General features: G+C 46.9%; 19 protein-coding genes and 1 rRNA gene (1 of these 20 cut by a window edge). 5 read left to right on the plus strand and 15 right to left on the minus strand.

Features of this window, described 5'->3' with window-relative positions:
- A 16S ribosomal RNA gene (locus tag ACT6NU_RS00140) occupies positions 1–1,075 on the minus strand (it extends 452 nt beyond the left edge of the window).
- Positions 1,076–1,501: 426 nt separating this feature from the next.
- Positions 1,502–2,203, minus strand: a complete 702-nt coding sequence (locus tag ACT6NU_RS00145) for a DUF4294 domain-containing protein (RefSeq protein WP_445382429.1) — start codon at positions 2,201–2,203, stop codon at positions 1,502–1,504.
- Positions 2,204–2,288: 85 nt separating this feature from the next.
- Between ACT6NU_RS00145 and ACT6NU_RS00150 the strand changes: the two genes are divergently transcribed.
- Together ACT6NU_RS00150 and ACT6NU_RS00155 are read left to right on the plus strand one after the other, a co-directional pair.
- Entirely contained in the window at positions 2,289–3,377 is a 1,089-nt protein-coding gene (locus tag ACT6NU_RS00150) for a M42 family metallopeptidase (protein ID WP_445382430.1), read from the plus strand.
- Between the two features lie 18 nt (positions 3,378–3,395).
- The gene (locus ACT6NU_RS00155; RefSeq protein WP_445382431.1) at positions 3,396–3,944 is read left to right on the plus strand and encodes an NUDIX hydrolase; all 549 of its coding nucleotides are present in this window, start codon (positions 3,396–3,398) and stop codon (positions 3,942–3,944) included.
- On the opposite strand, the gene hisS is transcribed toward ACT6NU_RS00155, so the two are convergent.
- From hisS to rpsF, 5 genes are all read right to left on the minus strand, one after another.
- A complete protein-coding gene (hisS, locus tag ACT6NU_RS00160) occupies positions 3,933–5,312 on the minus strand; it encodes a histidine--tRNA ligase (RefSeq protein ID WP_445382432.1) in 1,380 nt (459 codons plus the stop codon). The genes ACT6NU_RS00155 and hisS overlap by 12 nt on opposite strands.
- A gap of 60 nt (positions 5,313–5,372) precedes the next feature.
- Positions 5,373–5,846: a DUF6495 family protein gene (locus ACT6NU_RS00165; RefSeq protein WP_445382433.1), complete on the minus strand. Its 474-nt coding sequence runs from the start codon at positions 5,844–5,846 to the stop codon at positions 5,373–5,375.
- Positions 5,847–5,915: 69 nt separating this feature from the next.
- A complete protein-coding gene (gene rplI, locus ACT6NU_RS00170) occupies positions 5,916–6,368 on the minus strand; it encodes a 50S ribosomal protein L9 (RefSeq protein WP_445382434.1) in 453 nt (150 codons plus the stop codon).
- Between the two features lie 13 nt (positions 6,369–6,381).
- Positions 6,382–6,678 (minus strand): 30S ribosomal protein S18, encoded by a 297-nt coding sequence (gene rpsR / locus ACT6NU_RS00175; protein WP_445382435.1) that lies wholly within the window; start codon positions 6,676–6,678, stop codon positions 6,382–6,384.
- Positions 6,679–6,682: 4 nt separating this feature from the next.
- Positions 6,683–7,021: a 30S ribosomal protein S6 gene (rpsF, locus tag ACT6NU_RS00180; protein ID WP_445382436.1), complete on the minus strand. Its 339-nt coding sequence runs from the start codon at positions 7,019–7,021 to the stop codon at positions 6,683–6,685.
- Positions 7,022–7,263: 242 nt separating this feature from the next.
- Here rpsF and ACT6NU_RS00185 point away from each other — a divergent pair, with 242 nt between their 5' ends.
- Positions 7,264–7,956, plus strand: coding sequence for a LytR/AlgR family response regulator transcription factor (locus ACT6NU_RS00185; protein ID WP_445382437.1), 693 nt, complete (start codon positions 7,264–7,266; stop codon positions 7,954–7,956).
- On the opposite strand, the gene priA is transcribed toward ACT6NU_RS00185, so the two are convergent.
- Genes priA through nadC form a run of 4 tightly spaced genes read right to left on the minus strand, consistent with a single transcriptional unit; the run spans position 7,957 to position 12,675 of the window.
- Positions 7,957–10,413, minus strand: a complete 2,457-nt coding sequence (gene priA, locus ACT6NU_RS00190) for a replication restart helicase PriA (protein WP_445382438.1) — start codon at positions 10,411–10,413, stop codon at positions 7,957–7,959.
- A gap of 2 nt (positions 10,414–10,415) precedes the next feature.
- Entirely contained in the window at positions 10,416–10,853 is a 438-nt protein-coding gene (locus ACT6NU_RS00195; protein ID WP_445382439.1) for a DUF2147 domain-containing protein, read from the minus strand.
- On the minus strand, positions 10,846–11,817 hold the full coding sequence (locus ACT6NU_RS00200; RefSeq protein ID WP_445382440.1) for a YihY/virulence factor BrkB family protein: 972 nt from the start codon (positions 11,815–11,817) through the stop codon (positions 10,846–10,848). The genes ACT6NU_RS00195 and ACT6NU_RS00200 overlap by 8 nt, the downstream gene beginning before the upstream one ends.
- Positions 11,818–12,675 (minus strand): carboxylating nicotinate-nucleotide diphosphorylase, encoded by an 858-nt coding sequence (gene nadC, locus ACT6NU_RS00205; protein WP_445382441.1) that lies wholly within the window; start codon positions 12,673–12,675, stop codon positions 11,818–11,820.
- A 141-nt stretch (positions 12,676–12,816) separates the two neighbouring features.
- On the opposite strand from nadC, the gene ACT6NU_RS00210 reads away from it, so the two are divergent.
- Positions 12,817–13,290 (plus strand): 23S rRNA (pseudouridine(1915)-N(3))-methyltransferase RlmH, encoded by a 474-nt coding sequence (locus ACT6NU_RS00210; RefSeq protein ID WP_445382442.1) that lies wholly within the window; start codon positions 12,817–12,819, stop codon positions 13,288–13,290.
- Positions 13,291–13,357: 67 nt separating this feature from the next.
- On the opposite strand, the gene serA is transcribed toward ACT6NU_RS00210, so the two are convergent.
- The 4 genes from serA to ACT6NU_RS00230 form a co-directional block, all read right to left on the minus strand.
- Positions 13,358–15,241 carry a phosphoglycerate dehydrogenase gene (gene serA, locus ACT6NU_RS00215; RefSeq protein WP_445382443.1) on the minus strand — a complete coding sequence of 628 codons (1,884 nt, stop codon included), beginning with the start codon at positions 15,239–15,241 and terminating at the stop codon, positions 13,358–13,360.
- 164 nt (positions 15,242–15,405) lie between these two features.
- The gene (locus ACT6NU_RS00220) at positions 15,406–16,104 is read right to left on the minus strand and encodes a DUF3307 domain-containing protein (protein WP_445382444.1); all 699 of its coding nucleotides are present in this window, start codon (positions 16,102–16,104) and stop codon (positions 15,406–15,408) included.
- Positions 16,101–16,712: a hypothetical protein gene (locus ACT6NU_RS00225; protein ID WP_445382445.1), complete on the minus strand. Its 612-nt coding sequence runs from the start codon at positions 16,710–16,712 to the stop codon at positions 16,101–16,103. Before ACT6NU_RS00225 ends, ACT6NU_RS00220 begins: the two co-directional genes overlap by 4 nt.
- A 76-nt stretch (positions 16,713–16,788) precedes the next feature.
- The gene (locus ACT6NU_RS00230) at positions 16,789–17,241 is read right to left on the minus strand and encodes a methyltransferase family protein (RefSeq protein ID WP_445383815.1); all 453 of its coding nucleotides are present in this window, start codon (positions 17,239–17,241) and stop codon (positions 16,789–16,791) included.
- Between the two features lie 73 nt (positions 17,242–17,314).
- On the opposite strand from ACT6NU_RS00230, the gene ACT6NU_RS00235 reads away from it, so the two are divergent.
- Positions 17,315–17,896 carry a non-canonical purine NTP diphosphatase gene (locus ACT6NU_RS00235; RefSeq protein ID WP_445382446.1) on the plus strand — a complete coding sequence of 194 codons (582 nt, stop codon included), beginning with the start codon at positions 17,315–17,317 and terminating at the stop codon, positions 17,894–17,896.
- Positions 17,897–17,951: the final 55 nt, after the last annotated feature.

Here is a 17,951-nt window from a genome sequence, read left to right on the forward strand (position 1 = left end):
CCTCACGGCACGAGCTGACGACAACCATGCAGCACCTTGTAATGAGTCCGAAGAAGGGTCCATCTCTGGACCTGTCCCACTACATTTAAGCCCTGGTAAGGTTCCTCGCGTATCATCGAATTAAACCACATGCTCCACCGCTTGTGCGGGCCCCCGTCAATTCCTTTGAGTTTCATTCTTGCGAACGTACTCCCCAGGTGGGATACTTATCACTTTCGCTTGGCCGCCGAGACCGAAGTCCCGACAGCTAGTATCCATCGTTTACGGCGTGGACTACCGGGGTATCTAATCCCGTTCGCTCCCCACGCTTTCGTCCATCAGCGTCAGTGTGTGGTTAGTGACCTGCCTTCGCAATCGGTGTTCTATGTGATATCTATGCATTTCACCGCTACACCACATATTCCGGCCACTTCACCACAACTCAAGACTAACAGTATCAAAGGCAATTTTACGGTTGAGCCGCAAACTTTCACCCCTGACTTATTAGCCCGCCTGCGGACCCTTTAAACCCAATGATTCCGGATAACGCTCGGACCCTCCGTATTACCGCGGCTGCTGGCACGGAGTTAGCCGGTCCTTATTCTTACGGTACCGTCATCTACCCACACGTGGGTATTATTCTTCCCGTATAAAAGCAGTTTACAACCCGTAGGGCCGTCTTCCTGCACGCGGCATGGCTGGATCAGTCTCTCGACCATTGTCCAATATTCCTCACTGCTGCCTCCCGTAGGAGTCTGGTCCGTGTCTCAGTACCAGTGTGGGGGATCCCCCTCTCAGGGCCCCTACCTATCGTAGCAATGGTGAGCCGTTACCTCACCATCTAGCTAATAGGACGCATGGCCATCCTCTACCGTTAAAACTTTAACTACTAATAAGATGCCTTAAAGTAGTACTATGGGGTATTAATCCGGATTTCTCCGGGCTATCCCCCTGTAAAGGGTAGGTTCCATACGCGTTACGCACCCGTGCGCCACTCGTCAGCGGAAAAGCAAGCTTTTCCCTGTTACCGTTCGACTTGCATGTGTTAGGCCTGCCGCTAGCGTTCATCCTGAGCCAGGATCAAACTCTTCATCGTAGTTTCTTAAATATTGTACTTAATCAAATAAATGCAATACCAAAATATCTCACCAGAAACAGTCCTCCCAACTCGGTCCAGGTTGTTATATAATTCCTTGACGGATGTTGTTTATTTGTACAAAATGCTTCTCTCATATAAGCCCCGGTCTGTCAAAACCAAAACCCAAAAAAAAAGCGTACGCTGTCTGTCAATATGTCAATGAACTTTTTCTCTTACTCTCTCGCCCCCTCAACAAAACTATCCATAGTTCGCCTCAAAAGCGGGTGCAAATATAAAATGGTTTTTTTGAAAAACAACTAATATCTGAGGTTATTTTTTTCTTTTTTTTGAAGCAAAATTCTAATGTGCTTATAACTAGAAAATTGCTGTAAATCACCTCAAAAAAAGGACCTAAAATTTAAGAAAAAAAATGTACCGCTGCAACTATTCCTTAGTCTTTTTTTCCTGCTTCCATTTATTGGTGAGTGCGGCAAAATCGTATTCGAGTACAGAGGCCTGCCGCTGCAGCTGTCCGGAAGCAAAAGCCCTTTGTAGTATGTCTTCAATAAGATAGTCTTCGTGAATGCTCTCGGGATGGTATTCTTCCTTGATGCTGATCTTAAACATCTTTGCAGTGGTCTGATACCAAAAGGCCCGCCAGCCGCTTCGCAATTCTTTAACCAGATCAAATGCTGTCACCCCGGTTTGCCGGTAAATCAGTTTTACCAGGATCTGCCCCTCCGTACGGGTAAGCTTTTTTAACTCAGCTGAAAACTCCTCTTCAATATAACGCTGCACCACCTTGGTATACCGTTTTCGCTTGCGATTGGATTTAATCTTGGAAAGGCGCTCGTTCAGCGAAACCAACCTCTCGGAGGCGAGCTTTGCATACGGATATACTTTTATGGTCTTCCTCCTGAGTATATAATAGCGTAGCTTATCCTTATAGCTGTCAAATTGCAGTTTCCCGAATATGTAAACCTCGTCCAATTCGATGGAGCTTTTGAAGATGGAATCACCTTCAATGATGATGAGCTTTTCGGTAAGCGAATCAATGGGCTCCTCCGGAATTTGTGCCAGGGCAGACAAAGGGAGTCCTAACAGGGTGATACCCCAAAGCAGGTTTGGAATTTTCAGTTCTCTCATAAGCCGGGTCAAAAGTACATATAAAGGGCATGTCTTTCTATTAAATAAACGTGAATATTAGTAAGTTTGCAGCAAACACATTCCTATGAAAATCGAATCCATCCTGAATGCTGAATCGCTTAAATTTTTCGAAAAATACCTGAATAATGCCTCCCCTACCGGCTACGAATGGGAAGGCCAGAAAATCTGGATGAATTACCTGAAACCCTATGTAGATACTTTTATTACGGATACCTATGGGACGGCCGTGGGGGTGATTAACCCGGATGCTCCTTATAAAGTGGTTATTGAAGGGCATTCGGATGAAATTTCCTGGTATGTGAACTATATCACAGACAACGGCCTTATCTATGTGATTCGCAATGGGGGAAGTGACCACCAGATCGCCCCTTCCAAATGGGTAGACATTCATACTAAAAAAGGGATTGTTAAGGGTATCTTCGGGTGGCCAGCCATCCACACCCGGGACAAATCCAAAGAAGAGCCGCCGAAAATTGAAAATATTTTTATCGATATCGGGGCCAAGGATAAAGAGGAGGTAGAAAAATTAGGGGTACATGTGGGATGTGTTATCACCTACCCCGATACTTTTCACATCCTGAACAAGGATAAATTTGTCTGCCGGGCAATAGACAACAGGGCTGGTGGCTTTATGATCGCACAGGTGGCCAGGCTGTTGCACGAAAACAAAAAGAAACTTCCTTTCGGATTGTACATTACCAATTCCGTGCAGGAGGAAATTGGTCTGAGAGGAGCTGAAATGATCACCCAGCGTATCCGTCCGAATGCAGCCATTATTACAGACGTTTGCCACGATACCACAACCCCAATGATCGACCAGAAGAAAGAGGGCAAAACCGAGATAGGGGCCGGCCCTGTGATCTCCTACGCTCCTGCCGTTCAGAATAAACTAAGGGAACGCATCCTGGAAACCGCCGAAGCTAAGAAAATACCTTTTCAGCGACTGGCGGCCTCCAGAAGTACCGGGACGGATACCGATGCCTTCGCCTATAGCAACGGGGGGGTGGCCTCTGCACTGATTTCCCTTCCGCTGCGCTACATGCACACAACTGTGGAAACCGTACACCGGGAAGACGTGGCCAATGTAATCCGCCTCATTTACGAAACACTGCTGACCATTAAAGAGGGGGAAACCTTCAGTTATTTTGACTGATGGGAAAGCTGGTTTCCTATGGACGAACGGATCGACATCTGGAATGAGGACGGTACTCCGACAGGGAAAAGCACCCTGAAATCCGAGGCGCACTCAAAAGGACTCTTTCACCCTACAGTACACATATGGATCTATAACGGCCGAGGGCAGGTATTGCTTCAAAAACGTTCTGAGACCAAAAAAACCTTTCCGGGTTTATGGGATGTTTCCGTTGCCGGCCACGTGGCCGCCGGGGAAGCGATAGAAGAAGCTGCACTGAGGGAGGCCAGAGAAGAGCTGGGCCTGGATTTGCACATTGCAGATCTGTATTTTCACCGGATCTTCAAATCTGAACAAAAACATCCAGGCGGTATTCATGATTGTGAATTTCACCATTGCTATCTGAGCCGTCTCGATCTCCCGGTTGAAGCTTTTCAACTACAGGCATCAGAAGTTGCGGAAGTCCGTTGGGAGTCGCTTATCGCTTTTGCAGATAAGGTATGGGGGCTTTCAATGCGACAGGCCTACGTACCCCATGAGCGATCCTATTACGGCAGCGTGATCAGGCAAATAAGGTCAATGCTTTAGGGTTGCCGTAAATTCTTCCCATTGGTCCAGCCGGTAATTGGTCTGACTGCCATTGCGCATATTGCGCACGGTAAATTCACCGGATTGCAATTCTTCTTCCCCTATAAGGACAACCAGGGGAATATTTCGCTTGTCGGCATATTTGAATTGCTTGCCCACCTTGGTGTCCGTGGGATACATATCGGCCCGAACCCCTTTGCTTCGAACTTGCATAAGGAGCTTTAAGGCAGCTTCACCTTCCTTTTTGCCAAAATTCACAAAGAAGACATCCAGGGCCTGATCCAGTTGTTCCGGGAATAAACCGAGCTGTTCCAGTACCAGGTAAATCCTATCCAGGCCAAATGAAATGCCAACCCCGCTAACGTCATTCAGGCCAAAGATACCGGTGAGGTCATCATAACGTCCGCCTCCTCCTATAGAACCCATATCCACCCCCTGTGGCGCGGAAACTTCAAAAATCGTCCCGGTGTAATAATTCAGCCCACGGGCCAGGGTCACATCCAGCTGCAGGCGGCAACTTTGCAGCCCCAGGGAAGCGGTCTGGGCCAGCAGGTATTTGAGCTCTGCCACGCCTTCACTTCCGGTTACCGAGTTTTTCAGCAGGTCTTCCAGGGCAGAAAGGGGTTCGGCTGCATCGTTTAAATCAAAAAGAGGGGCGGCTTGTTCAATGGCTTCTCTGGAAATACCTTTTTCCAGCATTTCAGCTTTTACCTTCTCCTGTCCAATCTTGTCCAGTTTGTCCAGGGCGACCGTAAAATCTACCAGTTTGTCAGAAGCCCCGATAAGTTCTGCAATCCCCGACAATACTTTGCGGTGGTTTAGTTTTATGGTAACCCCTGAGAGCCCCAGATCCCTGAAAACCCTGTCGTATAACTGTATGAATTCCAGTTCCTGTAACAGTCCTGCATTGCCCACCACATCGGCATCGCATTGGTAAAATTCCCGGAAGCGGCCTTTCTGAGGCCGGTCTGCACGCCATACAGGCTGGATCTGGTAGCGTTTAAAGGGGAAGTCAATTTCGTTCTGGTGCATCACCACATAACGCGCAAAGGGCACCGTAAGGTCGTAGCGAAGCGCTTTCTCGCTTAACTGAGGAGTCAGTTTTTGAATATCCTTTTGGGCGTAATCTTCAGGATTCACCTTTTTCAGGTAATCTCCGGAATTCAGAATCTTAAAAATTAACCGGTCTCCTTCCTCCCCGTATTTACCCATCAGGGTATCGTAGTTTTCAAAGGAAGGGGTTTCAATAGGCTGAAAGCCAAACTGCTCAAATTGCTGCCGGATAATGCTGATAATATAATTGCGACGGCTGACTTCTGCGGGCGAAAAATCGCGCGTGCCCTTCGGAATGGATGGTTTCTGTCCCATAATGCGTTTCAGTGATGCAAATATAAGAGAAAGCCGTTTTAGGCACGGTAAACCTCCGGCTTAGTTTTCAATGATTTGATCAAACCAGCGGAACAACTCCCCTTTGGTGATCACGGCCCCCTGCTGTATCAGCTCAAACTTGTCTTTACTGGGGTCTGCGGTGTACGCCTTGGAAGCCGTCAAGTATTCAACAAAGTCAGACTGCCAGTTTTTACGGAACCAGGAAAATCCTTCCTGAGTCTGCAGGTCAATATTCGGGTTCATCACTTTTACTGAAATGAGCCTGATTTCCTTTTCCGCCGTTTCAAACAAATGCATGTGCTGGGCACTGATATTTTCGAGGTAGGCTACTTTGGCCAGCACTCCTTCCCAAATGAGATCCGAAAAAATGTCAATTTCCTCCTCCGCAACTTCGGGTTTATCCCTTTTAATGGCTTCCCACTCACTGCCTGTAATGGATTGGGTGGCCAGGAAATTGATGAATTCCGGGTGCAGCTCCTGCAGTTGCTCTTTGCTCAACCTAGTGTATTTCATGAAAATTCCGGATATAAAAAGTCCACTCTCCCGGCTGGAAGAGTGGACTTATTGTTAATGCTTTGAGAATTATTTCTTCTCTCCAACCACCTCAAAGGGGAATTCAAGCTGTACCTCGCGGTGCAGACGAATTTCAGCCTCATAGGGCCCGGCCCTTTTGATAGCGCCTCCTTTGATACTGATGTATTTCTTATCAATTGAGTGGCCTTCCTTCTCAAGGGCAGCCGCCAGGTCGATATTGGTAACCGAACCAAATAATTTATCTGCTTCACCAACCTTCGCCGGGATTTTGATCTCCAGCCCCTTCAGGGTTTCTGAAAGCTTTTCAGCCTCTTCAATTGCCTGTTTTTCCTTATGCGCCTTTTGTCTTAGGTTCTCAGCCAAAACCTTCTTTGCTGAAGGTGTAGCCAGTACTGCTTTTCCCTGAGGGATAAGATAATTGCGCCCGTAACCGTTTTTTACAGTTACCAAATCGTCCTTGAAACCAAGGTTGTCAACGTCTTGCTTAAGTATTAATTCCATGATCCCTCTGACTTTATTTTAATAGATCTCCTACATACGGCATTAGCGCCAGGTGGCGTGCCCTTTTGATTGCCTGAGCAACTTTTCGCTGGTATTTTAATGAAGTTCCGGTAAGCCGGCGGGGAAGAATTTTCCCTTGTTCATTAACCAGTTTCATCAGAAAATCCGGATCCTTGTAATCGATATACTTGATGCCTGATTTCTTGAACCGGCAATATTTCTTTTGCTTGCTGGTTTCGATGTTCAATGGGGTCAGATACCGTATCTCCCCATCTTTCTTACCTTTTGCCTGTTGTTGTAAAGTGGCCATATCCTTACGCTTTAGCTTTTAATTTTGTTCGTCTTTTTTCCGCCCACTCAATGGCGTGCTTGTCCAGTTTTACGGTCAAAAAACGCATAATGCGCTCATCGCGTTTAAATTCCTGCTCATAAGGAGTTAAAACCTCCCCGGGAGCTGTGAATTCAAAAAGATGGTAAAAACCACTTTTTTTGTGCTGAATCGGGTATGCCAGTTTTTTCAGGCCCCAATTTTCTTTAGACACCATTTTGGCGCCATTTTTTGTCAAGAAATCTTCAAATTTCTTCACTGTTTCCTCTATCTGGGTCTCAGACAGAACGGGATTTAAAATGAAAACAGTTTCGTAATGGTTCATATAATTAAATTATTTAAAAGGAGCGCAAAAGTAAGAATTCTTCCAAGCATTTACAAGAAATAGAAAAAAACTTCGTTATAGGTAGAAGAATCTTAAATTTCAAGCTTAACCTAAAACCCAAAATTTAAACTATGGTCATTGTCAATCGTACAGTTTTCCGTGCAATGTTTACAACTTTTGTTGCACTTAAGCGTGTATTTTATGTAATTTGTCGATGATTTAACCCCACAAATCAACCATTTATGAAATTAAGAAGTATCGTCGTTGATGACTCATCAATGCAGCGTATGGCAGTTGCAAAGTTGGTGAACAATCATCCGAATTTAGCCCTTGTTGCTGAGTACAGCAACGCTATTGAGGCCAAAAACGGCATCAAGAACAACGAAATTGATCTGATTTTCCTGGATGTGGAAATGCCCATTATCAACGGATTCGACCTTTTGGAGTCCCTTGAGAACCCGCCACAGGTAATTCTAATCACCGGAAAGCCGGATTATGCACTCAAAGCTTTTGATTATGATGTAACCGATTATTTGCACAAGCCCATAACAATGGCCCGCTTTGATGCCTCCGTAAAACGGGCGGTATCCAAGTACGAGCAAATGCACAAGGTTGCGGAAGATGAAGAGCATATCTTTGTAAAGAGCAATCTGAAGAAAAGGAAGGTAATCCTGAATGACATCAAGTGGATTGAAGCACTCGGAGACTATATAAAATTAGTAACCGATGAAGCCAATATCGTGATCCTTTCTACAATGAAAGCTTTTGAAAAACAATTGCCTTCTGACAAATTTTTGCGGATCCACAAATCCTATATTGTAAATCTGGAGAAGATTGAGAAATTCAATAGTAAAAACGTTGAAGTAAGCGGGCGCTCTATACCGCTGAGCCGGAACAAAAAGACCGAGCTGGCCGAGGCCCTGAGCAATGTTTAATCAAATATAGTCCACATTATAGATCAGACGAATACTTCTGTATTGTGAAATAGCATTAAAGGAACGTTCAATTCTTTTAATGCTATTTTTTGTTTGTGACAGGGATTGTCCGGATGGAATCTTCAATAATATGTTTTTGTGATACTGATTGCGGATTCGGGCTATGGGCGGGAATTCAGGACCTAAAACCTGCTCCCCGAACAGCTGCCGCATAAAACGTGCAAACCAGGCCGCGCCCTCCCCTACGCGGTTGTACTCTTTGTGCCTGAAGGTAATTTTGATTATCCGAACTGCTGGAGGGTAATGGAATTGTTCCCGCTCATAGAGCTGATCCCTGAACATGCCCTCGAAATCGTCTGCCGCTACCTGCTTTAATATCTGGTGGTAGGGGTTATAGGTTTGTATAATTACCCTTCCCCGCTCGGCTGTCCTTCCAGCGCGGCCCGCCACCTGCGTCAACAGTTGAAAACAGCGTTCGTGTGCCCGGAAATGCGGAAAATTCAACAGGGAGTCCGCATTCATAACCCCAACAAGGGCTACATTTCTGAAATCCAATCCTTTGCTCAGCATTTGTGTCCCTACAAGGATATCGATTTCGCCTGCCTCGAACTCTGAAATGATCTGCTGATAAGCATATTTTCCCCGGGTGGTATCCAGGTCCATACGAGCCAAATTAGCTTCCGGAAACAATTCCGAAAGCTCGGTTTCAACCTGTTCAGTCCCAAGGCCTTTGGTGTCAAGGGTTGGGTTGCCACAAGCCTCACAGGCAGGATCCAGGGCTTTGTGAAAGCCACAGTAATGACAACGCAATTCGTTGCGTCGCTGATGAAACGTCAGGCTTACATCGCAGTTTGGGCATTGCGGGGCATGCCCGCAGGTTTTGCACTCCACCACCGGGGCAAAACCCCTGCGGTTCTGAAACAAGATGATTTGCCGGTGCGCCTGCAGGGCCAGTCGAATCTCCTCCAGCAAGCGTTCCGAAAAATGACCTGTCATCCGTTTTTTACGATACTGTACGCCCAGGTCCACCAACTCCATTTCCGGCAAAAGGACCTCAGAGTATCTCCGGGATAAGCGGGCATAACCATATTTTCCAATTTGTGCATTGTAGAAGCTTTCTACGCTTGGAGTAGCAGAGCCCAGCAAAACAGATGCCCCCGCCCTCCTGGCCAGTACAATTGCAGCATCCCTGGCATGGTAACGCGGGGCAGGATCAAACTGTTTATAAGTGTTTTCGTGTTCCTCATCTACGATTACCAACCCGAGTTCCCTAAAAGGCAGGAATAGCGACGAACGGGCACCCAGAATAACAGAGGCTTTTTCACCGGCCTGCCGCACATGGTACCATATCTCAGCTCTTTCCTGCTGGTTTTGCCTGGAATGAAAAACCACTACCCGCTGCCCGAAAACCAGTTGTAGGCGGGAAGTCAGTTGGGCAGTCAGGGCGATTTCAGGTACCAGGTACAACACCTGCTTCCCCTTGCGCAGAAATTCCCTGATCAATTCAATATACACCTCGGTTTTCCCTGAAGCGGTAACCCCATGCAAAAGCGTTACACGGTCTGTTGCAAATGCAGATCGTATGTCAGCACAAGCCTGCAGCTGTTCCTCATTTAGCTGGACCTCAAGCTTTCCGGGGGCGGTCCCATCAAAAATGACCCGGTCTTCTTCCAGGAAATACTCCTGCAGTATTTCTTTATCCAGCAAGGCTCGGACAACGGATCTTGAACTTTGCGCCCGCTCTTCCAGTTCTTTGCTTTTTACAGGTTTCTCCCTTCCCTGCTGCAACTGGAAAAGTTGTAAAATAAGGCGGCTCTGTGCCGGCGCACGACTCATGGAATCGAGCAGTGCCTGCAGGGATGATTCTTCCCTGTAGTCCGGATGGAGGCGCAGATACCGTACTTTTTTGGGGGTGTATCCTTTCTGCAGGCGTTCTTCCATTAGAATGGCTCCCTTTCCCAGCATACGATTTAAAAGGGGTAGTACCTGTTTGCGGTCGATGATCTCGCTAATTTCAGTAACCGATAAAACTTCCTGGTGGTCCAGGGCTTCAAGGATCAGATACTCAGAATCATTCAGGGGCTCTTGCTGCTGCCCTGCCGCCTCTCCTTTCCGAACCCTGGTTTCACTTTCCAGTAAAAAAACAGAAGGAACTGCTGAGCGGAACACCTCTCCCAGGGTACACATATAATAATGAGCAATCCAATTCCAGTGCTCCAATTGTGCGGCAGAGACCAATGGGCTCTCATCCAGGATGCGGTAAATTTCTTTTGCCTCATAGGCCTCGGGAGCCCGCTGGTGTACTTCCAGGACAATCCCGGTATACAATTTGGATTTTCCAAAGGGAACCGCTATGCGCATGCCCGGCTCCAGCAATTGCTTTTCCTCAGCGTTTATGGAATACGTAAAATTCCTTTCAAGCGGAATGGGAAGCAAGACATCGACAAAATAACGCATAGCTATTGCTTTTCGGCCCTAACCCAGGTCTGAGTCCGGTATAGGAAGGCCAGGTATCCGCGAACCTTTAATTGTTCGGGGTTTTCCGGGTCCCACCAGATTTTGGCGCGAAAGGTCATCCCCTGTTCGGGATCGAACAAATACTTTCCCTTCCACTCATGGGTGCCGGACTTATCCAATCCGGTAATGATGGTCATTCCTTCAATGGGCTTGTCCTTGCGTTTGCCATCACATTTTTCGCAGCGGGCATCGGCTTTTCCTTCCTCCAGGATTTTACGAACTTTTCCATAAAGCTTATTTTCCTTGGTATAAACCTCCACGAGGGCCTTGGCCCGCCCCGTCCTGTCGTCAATTGTCTTCCAGAAACCAGTAACACTCTGTCCACAGGCTAACAAGGGCAACATACAGATTAAAATACTGAGCACAGTCCTTTTATTCATTCTTTTCAAGGTTTTTTCGGAGGTAATTCAAAGTGGCATTTAACTCAAAGCCAAGCAGCAGAATATTGCTATTCAGCCAAATGTAGACCATAAGGATCAATAAACCTCCCAGGGCTCCATAAAGTTCATTGTAGGTGGCAAATTCGTCAATATATATACCAAACAGGTAAGAAGTCAGTAGTATCAGCAGGGTGGTCATCAGGGCTCCGTAGGAAAAAAAACGAGCGCTTTTTCCCTGTCTTGTCCCGAAATAGTAGAGGATAGCAGTAGTAAAATAAGTGAGTAATATAAAAAACAGCACTTTCCCGATCTGAGCCCCCAAAATTTCACCTTCACCCAGAGCCACACCGCTGGTCTTGGCTGTAAAATCAGAGAGATAACCCAGTACGTAGAATTCAAAATACACATAGACCACCGCCCCGAGGATAAGCAGCAGAGACAGGATCAGGCCCACCATTAATGCATAGGCGTATTGCTTAAAAAAATTCCGGGTGAGTTCTATGTGATAACTGGTCTCAAAGCCACTGAAAATTGCATTTACGCCATTGGCCATCAAAAAAGTGGAAATCAGGAAGGTGGAAGACAAGAGGCCTCCCCTTTTCTGGTCTTTTAGCTGTTGATAGATTTCTGTAAAATAATCGCCGGTGGCTGAGGGCAGGAAAGACTCCAGAAAACTTAAAAACTGGGTGTCAAAATCGCTGTTCCCTACACTGACATACGGAATAACAAAAGGGACCAGTGTCAGCAAAAACAATACCAGCGGGAACAGGGCCATAAACAGGCTAAATGCAATGGCGCTGGCCCGGGTGGAAAGGGCCCCGCGTATGATTCCACGACTGTACATAACCACCAGGTCAAAAAGGGAAAGTCCTTCAAAGGCCTTGAGGCGTACCCTTTTAAGCACAAACACCAACCAGCGTATCAGTGGAATTCTTTCCAGTTTATCAGCCCGGTTATTCGCCATCTAAACTGCCTTTAAACTAAGGTCCATATTGGATACGGAATGGGTCAGGGCCCCGCTGGAAATATAATCAACCCTGCAATCTGCGTATTTCCGCAGGGTTTTTTCATTGATCCCTCCGGAAGATTCGCTTTGGCAGCGCCCGGCTATCAATTGTACCGCTTTCCGTGTATCCTCGTAATTGAAATTATCCAGGAGGATTCGGTGGATGCCTTCAGACTTGAGGATTTCCGAAACCTCCTCCAAATTCCGGGCTTCGACAATAATTTTCAGGTCTTTTGAATGCTTTTTGAGATAGTCTTTTGACTGTTGAATGGCCTGGGTAATTCCCCCGGCAAAATCGATATGGTTGTCTTTGAGCATTATCATATCATAAAGGGCAAATCGATGATTCTCGCCCCCTCCGATTTTTACGGCCCATTTCTCAAGGGCCCTGATTCCAGGGGTGGTTTTCCGGGTGTCCAGGATTTTGGTACCGGTTCCTTCCAGCAGTTTTACGTATTTCGATGTCTTGGTGGCTATGGCACTCATCCGTTGCATGGCGTTGAGGACCAATCGTTCTGCCTGCAGAATATTCCTGGAAGGTCCACTGATGTAGAAGGCCGTGTCTCCGTATGTAACCGGACTGCCATCTTGGAGCAGTACTTCCATTTCCATGGAAGGATCCACTTTTTCAAAAACCCGGCGTGCGAAATCAACTCCGGCCAAAAGTCCTTCATCCTTTACCAGAAGACGCGCTTTTCCACGGGCAGAAGCCGGAATACAGGCCAGGGAGCTGTGGTCGCCATCCCCTATATCTTCGCGAAGAGCATTGGCTATTATCAAGTCCAATTCTTCCTGAAATTTAGCGGCTGAAATCATGTAATTCTATTGTGCCGCTAAAGTAATAAATAGTTTGCGGAAAGTTCGGTCTTTTCAAGATCCCGACCCTTTGTCCAAACAATTTCCCGGGCAGCCTGCATGAGGCAGGCAGAAGTTCCACGGATATCTTACTTTTACCCTGTGAAAATTGTACTACTCGCAACAGGAAAGACTGATTCGCCGGCGCTGCAACAACTTATAGAATTATATGCGCAGCGGCTCAAACGCTATATCCCCTTCGAAATAATTTACCTCCCGGATATTAAAGGTGCCGGGGGTATGGATCAGGCTAAATTGAAAGAAAAAGAATGCGCTCAGCTGCAGAAGCAATTGCTTCCGGGAGACCGGTTGTGGCTTTTGGATGAGAAAGGAAAACAATTCAGCTCAAGGGGGTTTTCCCGGCATATTCAGAAAAGTATGAACTCCGGCCCCAAGCGGCTCTTATTGGTTATCGGCGGAGCCTATGGATTTACAGACGAATTACGGGAAAAAGCAGATGACCTTATCAGCCTTTCCAAAATGACTTTTAACCATCAGCAGGTCCGTATGATTGCAGTAGAACAACTCTACAGGGCCTTCAGCATTCTGAAAGGCGATCCCTACCACAATGATTAAGCCATTGGTATACCAAACCAGCTCGTGGAGGGATGTAAATTAATACAGCGTCTGAAAATACCAGCTATTAATAGAGTACCCGGAACTTGATGGTGTGCTCAATCCCTTTAAGGGCTTTAATCACCTCCTTGTTATAGTCCTTGTCCAGGTCAGAGATCACATAGCCTACCTCGCTGTCCGTGGAGAGATACTGCCCTGTGATATTCATATCATAAGTAGCAAGTACCTGGTTTATGTGAGCCATAATTCCCGGAACGTTCTTATGGATATGCAGAAAACGATGGGCATTCTGTTGTTTGGGCAGTCGGATATTGGGAAAATTCACGGCATCCACTGTGCTGCCTGCATTGATATACTCCATGATCTTATTGGGGACGAAATCCGCAATATCCCGTTGTGCCTCTTCAGTACTGCCTCCAATGTGCGGAGTTAAGATCACATTTTGATGCCCGCTGAGCAGGGTTTCAAAGGAACCGTTGGCAGCAGGTTCTTCCGGATAAACATCGATGGCAGCCCCGGAGAGTTTACCATCTTTCAGGGCAGCGTCCAGGGCCGCAATATCTACCACAAAGCCCCTGGACAAGTTAATGAGATAGGCTCCCCTTCGCATTTGGTTAATTTCCCTGGTGCTGATGAAATTTTTATTGGCAGGGTTGTCATCTACGTGAAGGGTAACCACATCGGATACATTCAGTAAATCTTCCAAAGTTTCACATTTAGTGGCATTCCCCAGGGCCAGCCTGTCGTTAATATCGTAGTAGTATACACGCATCCCCATGGCTTCCGCCAAAACGGAGAGTTGCTTTCCGATATTCCCGTAACCGACTATTCCGAGGTTCTTACCCCTTATTTCTTTGGAATTGGCAGCCGTTTTATTCCATTGGCCGTTGTGCAATTCAGTACTTCTTGGAAAAATACTGCGCATCAGCATAATTATTTCCCCTATGGCCAGTTCTACAACCGAACGGGTGTTGCTGTAGGGCGCATTAAAAACCACAACCCCCTTTTGCTTGGCATATTCAAGTTCAATCTGGGTGGTTCCTATGCAAAAAGCACCTACCACCAGCAATTTATTGGCTGCATCCAGTACTTTTTTGGTCACGCGGGTCTTGGAGCGGATCCCCAGTACATGCACCCCTTTGATTTTTTCAATCAGTTCCTGTTCTGAAAGGCTGTGTTTGATCAATTCCACTGAGAACCCGTCTTCGGAAAGGTTCTCAAAGGCAGCCGGATGAACATTCTCCAACAACAATATTTTGATTCGGTTTTTGGGGTAAGAAAGATTTCTTGGCAAATCGTTTATATATAAAAATTCATCCAGGTTCGGTGTAATATGATCGGCATGTGCAGCTGCCTTCTGTCGGTGGACATTTTCCGTATACGCAAAAAATTTGTGGGCGATGCCCGCCTCGCGCATTACATAATCGCTGTAGCCATCCCCGATCACCTGAACTTCGCCGGGCAGGTTCAGGGCCTTCAGACAGGCAATTTTACCATTGTGTGTAGCCAGTACATTCGCGGTGTCAAAACCGATTATCTTGCCATTTTCGTCAAACTCAAAATTGTTGGCGTAAACCCGTTCTTCCGGAATATCATAGGCCTGTACGATTGGATCTATAAATTCTTTAAAGCCACAGGATATCACGTAGATATCGGAGGCGTACTTCTGGAAAAACTCCTTGTTACTGCTGATGGAACGGGAGATACGGTTTTTTAATCTAGCGATGAGTTCCTGCAGGTCTTCCCGGGTGGCATTGAGTAGTTTGATCCGCCGCTCCAGGGACTCCGTAAAGGAGATATCCCCATCGATCCCAAGATTGGTTATTTCCTGAATCTCTCGGATAATTTCGTCCCTGTCTGCCCGGTCGCGCAGGCTGATTTCGGCCAGGATATCCAGGGCTTCCACCTGGGTTAGGGTGCTGTCAAAGTCAAAAACGTATTTCCTGCCCACAACTGATAAATTTTCTACAACAGGCTGTGAAGATAAAAAGAATTTGAAAGGCCTCCAGAGCTACAGGTAGAAAAAAGATTCCCGTTAAACGAGGCGGCCTTCCTTTGAATTTTTGTAGCTGTGAAGGGGTATCTATTGAGAATTGTGCAAAAGTGATCCAACTATCAGGAGACAAAACGCACTGCCAGGCCGGCCAGAATAGCCAGACCAAAACTCAGCAGCGTTCCAATAAGTATGTATTCGGTCCACTTTCGGTTATTGCTTTCTTTCAGATCGTTAAAACGAAAGACGGACTTCGCGGCAATCAGCAGGCCAATAGCCTCCCAGCGGTTCAATAAAATAAAGAGGAATACGAGCAGCCTTTCGATCATCCCGATATATTTTCCGGCATTTGGCAGCGATTTATGGTCCGTTGGGATCCTTTCGGAAAATCCCTCCAAAATTTTGGTCATTACAATGGCCGCGGGGTAGGTTACAAAAACAAGGCCGGTTATCAGGGGCCAGTCCAGATTTTCCACTAAAACCAGGAAGGCCTTACGGGTATCCGGATAGGAAGCCAATATGAACAATACGATCAGATGGGCTGCCTGGTCCAGGAAAAAAGGAATGCTTTTTAGTTTGTACCAGTGCCGGGTATAGAGGGTGATCAGATCTATAACCCCATGGGAAAGGGCCAGTGCCAGGGCCAGTTTCCAGTAGTTCAGGTCCCATAGTAAGAGTAGTGGCAGGCAGAAGTGGATAAGCAGGTGCAGGTATAAGAACCAGGACGCCGCCTTGTTGGCTTCTTTATGCACAACTCCCTTATTGGTTTGCAGGATAAAATCTCCGATAAGGTGCGCCAGGAGGAGTTTTAAAAATATCATCTTATGGATTTTAGGTATTGTTTGGTGTAATAGGATAACAATTCTTCCAAAAGGTCCAGGCGCGCCCTGCTTAAGCGCTGGCTAACTGCCGATTGCTGTATCCCGAGTTCGCAGGCCATCTGTTCCTGGGAGACCCCGGGGGATTGCAAAACTTTCAGGATGGCTTCCGCTGAAACCGGGCTCCAGTCATCCATAAAGTCCGATGCCAATTTCAGCATCAGGTTCATTCCGGTGTCTGCCGCAGCATTGCCGCTGGAAAGTTGCAAGTGAAGTTTTTCATCCCGGAGGCGGTCAAAAACCCCGCCTGAAGCCTGGTACGCAGGGCCATTGGACTCACTTACTTTTGCAGCCCGGTACGATTCTTCTCCCAATCCTATGCCAATTCTTACATCCATCCCTTTCCGGCGTTTGAGCTGTGCCTTAATGCGGATGGCGGTTTGCAGGGCCTCTGACGCGTTCAGGCGAACCTGAAACTCATCACCCCTGTAAATCTCCCAGTCTTCCGGATTGCTTCCAAGACTTTCTAAAAGGGATTTGAGATCAACCAGCCAGCTTTCAGGTGGATAGTTAGCCGAATTAATGACATCCCCGGTGAGTACAGCTATCATAATATTAGTTTAATAGCTAATATATTACTTTATTAGTAAAAAACCTAATATTTTGAATTATTAAGGAAAAAGTAAATCAAAACCATCTGCGTACCAGGCTACAATACCGCTTGTACTCCGATCCGAATTTGGCGAGAAGCGCCCTTTCTTCCGGAACGATCTGGAAACGGTTCATATATCCTACGAAAGCTGCAGCCAGCAGCGTATTAAAGGCATTGCCAAGGTGAATTCCCCAGGCCAGCAATACCAGCAGCAAAGCCAGATACATCGGGTTGCGGCTATAATTGTAAATCCCGGTAACTACCAGGGTACTGGCCCGATCCGGGTGCATGGGGTTGGAGGAAGTCTTTTTGAGCATAAAGGCCAGTATAGCCATACATCCGATCAGCAATGCCAATCCGGCAAGTACCCGCTTAAGGGGTTGGCGACCAAAAAAATCGAATTCTCCAAAGGGCAATATCTGGTCCAGCAAATACATGGCCCCTCCAAAAATCAGAAAAACCACTACCGGGGGCAGGGCGAGTTCCAGTTTCTTCATAAATCCGTTTAGGGCTATAAAAGTAGTATTTTTAAGGCTCTAAAGCGGACTATAAAAAAACACCATGAAAGAACTGGTTTTCGCCACGCACAACAAACATAAGTTTGAGGAGGTGCAACAAATGCTTCCCGAAAACTTCCTGCTGCGCTCGCTCAGCGATATCGGGTGCCACGAGCCCATAGCGGAAACAGCTGATACCCTGGAAGGCAATTCACGGATAAAAGCGGCTTACGTAAAGCAAACCTACGGATTGGATTGTTTTGCAGACGATACCGGCCTGGAAGTTAAAGCGCTCAACGGGGCTCCTGGGGTGTATTCGGCCCGTTATGCCGGGGAAGCAGCAGATGCCGGAAAAAATATGCAGAAACTCCTGGAGCAATTACAGGGAGTTACTGATCGCAGCGCTCAGTTCAGGACCGTTATAACGCTCGTAATGGGCGAAACCTACAGAACCTTTGAAGGACGGGTTACCGGATCCATAACAGATAAGCCTGAAGGCAGCGGGGGCTTTGGCTATGACCCGGTCTTCCGGCCGGAAGGATACCGTGAAACCTTTGCAGAGCTGTCCCTGGCTGAGAAGAATCGCATCAGCCACAGGGGCCGGGCTTTTGAAAGCCTGTACGCTTTTTTAAAAACAATTGTATGAAAGGGGCGATCCCGGGGCACCCCAAAATTTAAGTTCTTTTGTCAATAATTCCTTA

The organism is Robiginitalea rubriflava (assembly GCF_052540725.1).